Origin of the sequence: Halomonas sp. 3A7M, assembly GCF_014897875.1 — a bacterium.
GTDB lineage: Bacteria > Pseudomonadota > Gammaproteobacteria > Pseudomonadales > Halomonadaceae > Vreelandella.
Genome location: NZ_JABUZD010000096.1, coordinates 1 through 4764, shown reverse-complemented (window position 1 = coordinate 4764; position 4764 = coordinate 1). Strand labels below are relative to the sequence as shown.

The following is a 4764-nucleotide window of genomic DNA, read 5'->3' as shown; positions in this document are numbered from 1 at the left end:
GCGACGATATTGGCTGGATGAAATCTTTCATGCGTTTGCCCTGCTAGCCCCATGGCGATAAACAGCGTCATCACTACTTGTTCGATAGCGCCTGAAACGAATACTGACGCATCATAGTTAAGGCTGAGTGACATCCCCTCCGGCAAGGTGCCTTGAAGCCGGTCAAGTTCTTGTCGAACGGCTTCCGATAGCTCCACTACGTTAGCCGTTGATTGCATGATCATGCCTAGTCCCACCATCGGGACGCCATTGGCACGAAACACAGATCGGTCCTCTACTGAGCCTATCTCGACACGCGCTACATCGCCCAGACGTACTAGATAACCGTTACTGCCTTCGATTAAAGCAATCTGCTTAAAATCATCAGCGGTCGCGAAGCTGCGCGGCAAACGAACAATAAATTGGCGATCTTCGGACTCAATTGAGCCCGCTGGCAACTCAACATTTTCAGCACGTAGAGCATCCTCAATATCACCAACAGTTAGCCCCCGTGCGGCGAGTGCATTGCGGTCCAGCCAAACTCGCATCGCGTAATCACGTCCACCACCTACGCGCACCCTTGCCACGCCGGGTTGTACCGAAAGGCTGTCTACCAGAAAGCGATTGGCATAATCGGTCAGTTCGGTGATCGAGTAATCCGCACCAGAGAGACTTAGCCACACGACAATAGTCTCGCTACTGTCGGCTTTAGTGACCTCAGGATTATCGGCATCATCTGGAAGGTTGCGCAGTGCTCCTGAAATACGATCGCGGATATCGTTGGCGGCAGCATTGATATCCATGGTGATGGCGAACTCGATTTCCACTCGCGAACGACCATCCTCACTTTGCGAGGTAATTAACTCAATGCCTTCCACGCCGGCGATACGGTCTTCGAGCACTTGGGTAATACGTGTCTCTACAACGCTTGCAGATGCGCCAGGGTAGCGGGTATCAATACTAACAATAGGAGGATCAACCGTTGGGTATTCTTGCAGGGGCAGCCGGTTGAGTGCCAGTAAACCAAACGCGATAATCAGCGTGGCAATCACCATCGCCAGCACGGGCCGCTGAACTGAAATGTCGGATAAACGCATTAGCGATCAGCCTCCAGTAGCGTGCGAATATCCGTCTCTTCATCAGCGATACCTAGCAGCCTGACTTGCTGGCCATCTCGCGCGAGTTGTAATCCGTGAATCACGATTAGGTCGCCCGCACTGATACCCTCCAGCACCTCTACTTCACCGCTTCGTCGTTCGCCAATGATGACTTCTCGCCGCTCTAATCGAGAGGTGTCGTCCTGCTGGTTGATCAGCATCACAAAGTGGCGGTTGCCACTGGGTTCGATCGCTGCTTCAGGAAGTACCAGGGTGTTGCGGACTCGTTGCTGAACCACGACCTCCATTAACATCCCAGGCCGCAGACGCAGCCCAGGGTTTACCATTTCAGCGCGAACGTTAACACTGCGGGTGATAGGGTCTATGCGGGTGCCAATGCTAGAGATTTCACCGCTGAAGAGCTCGTCAGGGAATGCCGCTGTAGTAGCACTCAGCTTTAGGCCGTTGGATAAACGCCCTAAAAATACTTCAGGTACGGTAAAGTCGAGCTTCATGACATCTAGCTTATCAAGAGTGACAAGCTCCATGCCGGGCGTCACTAATGCACCGATACTGACGTTACGAAAGCCAACTCGCCCGCTAAAAGGGGCATGTAAGCGATAATTTGACAGCCTAGCTTCTAACGCTTGTGCGTCAGCCTGTGATTGGCGTAAACGAGCCTGGGTGTCTTCTACATCAGCCCGCGGGGCGAGGTTGCGTTGTTGCAACTGGGTGGCTCGGCCTAGCGCATTGCGACGTTCATCATTGAGGGCTTGCGCAGCCCTTAGCTGAGCCTGTTCTTCAGCATCTTCTAAACGAATTAACAGCCTTCCGCGCTCTACTTGTTCGCCATCTTCAAAATTGATCTCGGCAATCGTATCGGTCACCGTGGCAGAAAGTGTCACGCTTTCATCTGCACTCAGTGTCCCTAATGCTTCAAGCGGATCAGACCAAGTCGTTATGGCGGCGTAGTGCCCAATAACCGGAGGGGGAGACTGTGCCAACAGCGGACTAGCCCATATCAGGGTAAACAACCAGAAGAGAAAGATACGTTTACAAACAAGCATGAGCGTCTCAGTGTTATCAAAATGCCTAGTAATACCACTTAGGGGATCACCGTGTTAGAGGGTGAAGTGTCTACAGTGATATTTTGTTAAATAGATGTACGTTTTTTGTACATGTAATTTTTAATGTACAGTAATTTTGAGCTATTTACCTGTTAAAATGCCTCTCATTTTTTCACCCTGGGAGCCTAATTTTATGGTCTACGACGTCGTCGTCATTGGTGCAGGAGCCGCTGGTTTAATGTGTGCGGCTCAAGCGGGTTACGCGGGGCGTCGTGTACTGTTAGTGGACCATGCCAACAAGGCGGGCAAGAAAATATTGATGTCGGGAGGAGGGCGCTGCAATTTTACCAATCTTGCGACTACGCCTCAGAATTTTTACTCGGAAAATCCGTATTTTTGTATTTCTGCGCTAAAGCGTTACCGTCCAGAGCATTTTGTGTCGTTGATAGAGCGGCATGGTGTTGAGTATGTGGAAAAAGCCCCAGGCCAGCTCTTTTGTGCGAGCTCCGCTAAAGACATTGTTAGCGTCTTACTCACCGAGTGTGAATGGGCCGGCGTCGAGGTGTCGCTCAGCACGTCAATTTCTAGGCTGGAGCGAATGGGGGATAGCATGCGCTTAGCCACGTCGTTGGGAAGCATAGACGCGGGTACGGTAGTGATTGCGACGGGAGGACTTTCGATACCCACGATGGGGGCGACAGGGTTTGGTTATGACATTGCCCGTCAGTTTGGCTTAGATGTTCTGCCTACCCGCCCAGGCTTGGTGCCGTTTACCTTGAGCGATAGTTGGAAAGAGCGCGCAGCAGCACTTTCTGGGGTTAGTGTGCCATGCGAGGTGAGCTGCAATGGGAGACGCTTTAAAGAGCCAATGCTATTTACTCATCGTGGCCTGTCAGGCCCGTCGATGCTGCAAATTTCCAGCGTTTGGCAACCTGGTGACACGATCACTATTGATTTACTGCCAAGTGAACAGGCTGCTGACGTATTACGTCATGCACGTCATGCGACTCCTAAGCGTCAGCTGTCCACTTGGCTGGGAGAGCGTTTTCCAAAGCGCTTTGCCCAAGCGTTGCTAGAGTGGTACCCAGACGCCAATCTTACCAGCCCTCTGGCAGAGTACAGTAATGATGCGCTTGATCATTGGGCTCAGCGGCTAAACCAGTGGCAGTTAAAACCGTCAGGTACAGAAGGGTGGCGAACTTCTGAGGTAACGATGGGCGGGGTAAGTACGGAAGCGATTTCATCAAAAACATTTGCAGTGAAAGACCTACCGCAGCTTAGGCTTATCGGTGAAGTGCTAGATGTGACGGGGGAATTGGGGGGGTACAACTTTCAGTGGGCTTGGGCAAGTGGTGTTGCTTGCGGGCAGGCATGCTGATGAGTCTAAAGAACTGGGCCGTAAACACGTAGAGCATTCAAAATTAGCGTTTATAAAAACGGCCCAGCGACGTTCTCAGAAAATATCGCTAGTGACTTACTAACTAGCCACTTTTGCTAGCAGCTTCAGTTTTCGTATCAGCATGTAGCTAGCCAGTGCTTTTCTGCCAACTGCCATTGCACCACCTGGATGGCGCAAAATACGCAAGGCGGCGACGCCACCAATCACATACAAAGGTATTTTAAGGCTGCGCCAGTTCTTGTCTAGCGGTGAGGCTGCCTTGGTAAGCGTATCGCTATCAACTAATATATCGATACGCTGTTGCTCTAATTCCGCTAACAAGGCGGCTTTGCGTTCCGCTCGGCTGGGAGGCTTATTGACGGTGTTGGGTTGAGTCATCCTCATTCACCTCCAACAAGGCTCGGTCAGCGGAGAGTTGCTTAAGCGTTTCTTTTAACAGCGTATGTTGCTTGGCTTGCCGAATAGCGATAACCGCTAGTAAAAAACTTAAGGCAATAAGAACGCCTGCACTCACGCCAATCGCAGTCAGCCGATAAGTGTCCCAAAACAGTACGACTACCAGCGCGGTAAGTGTCGCGACGCCTAACAACAGCAACAAAAGGCTGGCTCCTGCCAACAAAAGCAGGGTCAATAAACGAGCGCGCTCCTCTTCTAACTCTAAAACCGCCAAACGAAGCCGAGTCTCACCATTAGCGACTAATGATCTCAGCAGACGTTTGGCTGCAGAGAATACGCGTTGTGTTGGCCCTAAAGCCATTAGCGACGACCGAGAAGCATACCCACCACTAGACCAGCTGCGGCACCAATACCAATACTAGCCCAAGGGTTTTCGTGCACGTAACGATCGCAGCAATCAACTTGCTGAGACAGCGTTTCACGCGTGTCTTCGTAAAGTCGTTCACCGCGAGCTTCTAAGCGCGCTCGGGTGTCTTTCAGTCGTTTTTCTGCGCGCTCACGAAGGTCACGCATTTCGCCACTTGCATCTTTTGACGTGGCATTCATCAACTCTTCTACGGTTTCACTCAGGTGGCGGAGATCTTCCTTCAACTGGTCAGCACGAGCAGAGGTATCAGTATTACGTTTAGCCATGATGTCATCCTTTGACGAGTGAATATGAATAAGTGTCAACTCCAGCATAGCAGCCGTTAATCATAAGACAACCTTAGGTGCTATCGGTTCGTAAGCGTTCATTCCAAGGCGTTCTGCCACTCCGGTAAATTTC

General features: G+C 51.2%; 6 protein-coding genes. 1 reads left to right on the top strand and 5 read right to left on the bottom strand.

Features of this window, described 5'->3' with window-relative positions:
- A partial coding sequence (locus tag INT19_RS08790; protein ID WP_193060478.1) for an efflux RND transporter permease subunit occupies window positions 1-1076 on the bottom strand: 1076 nt, incomplete at its 3' end.
- Complete coding sequence (locus INT19_RS08785) at window positions 1076-2143, bottom strand: efflux RND transporter periplasmic adaptor subunit (RefSeq protein ID WP_193060477.1); 1068 nt, start codon at window positions 2141-2143, stop codon at window positions 1076-1078. The genes INT19_RS08790 and INT19_RS08785, both read right to left, overlap by 1 nt.
- Before the next feature lie 193 nt (window positions 2144-2336).
- On the opposite strand from INT19_RS08785, the gene INT19_RS08780 reads away from it, so the two are divergent.
- Window positions 2337-3521, top strand: coding sequence for an NAD(P)/FAD-dependent oxidoreductase (locus INT19_RS08780; RefSeq protein WP_193060476.1), 1185 nt, complete (start codon window positions 2337-2339; stop codon window positions 3519-3521).
- A gap of 99 nt (window positions 3522-3620) precedes the next feature.
- On the opposite strand, the gene INT19_RS08775 is transcribed toward INT19_RS08780, so the two are convergent.
- Genes INT19_RS08775 through INT19_RS08765 form a run of 3 tightly spaced genes read right to left on the bottom strand, consistent with a single transcriptional unit; the run spans window position 3621 to window position 4631 of the window.
- Window positions 3621-3920, bottom strand: coding sequence for a YqjK family protein (locus INT19_RS08775; protein ID WP_089038634.1), 300 nt, complete (start codon window positions 3918-3920; stop codon window positions 3621-3623).
- A complete protein-coding gene (locus INT19_RS08770) occupies window positions 3895-4299 on the bottom strand; it encodes a phage holin family protein (RefSeq protein ID WP_089038633.1) in 405 nt (134 codons plus the stop codon). The genes INT19_RS08775 and INT19_RS08770 overlap by 26 nt, the downstream gene beginning before the upstream one ends.
- Window positions 4299-4631 (bottom strand): DUF883 family protein, encoded by a 333-nt coding sequence (locus INT19_RS08765; RefSeq protein WP_030070257.1) that lies wholly within the window; start codon window positions 4629-4631, stop codon window positions 4299-4301. Before INT19_RS08765 ends, INT19_RS08770 begins: the two co-directional genes overlap by 1 nt.
- Between the last annotated feature and the right edge of the window lie 133 nt (window positions 4632-4764).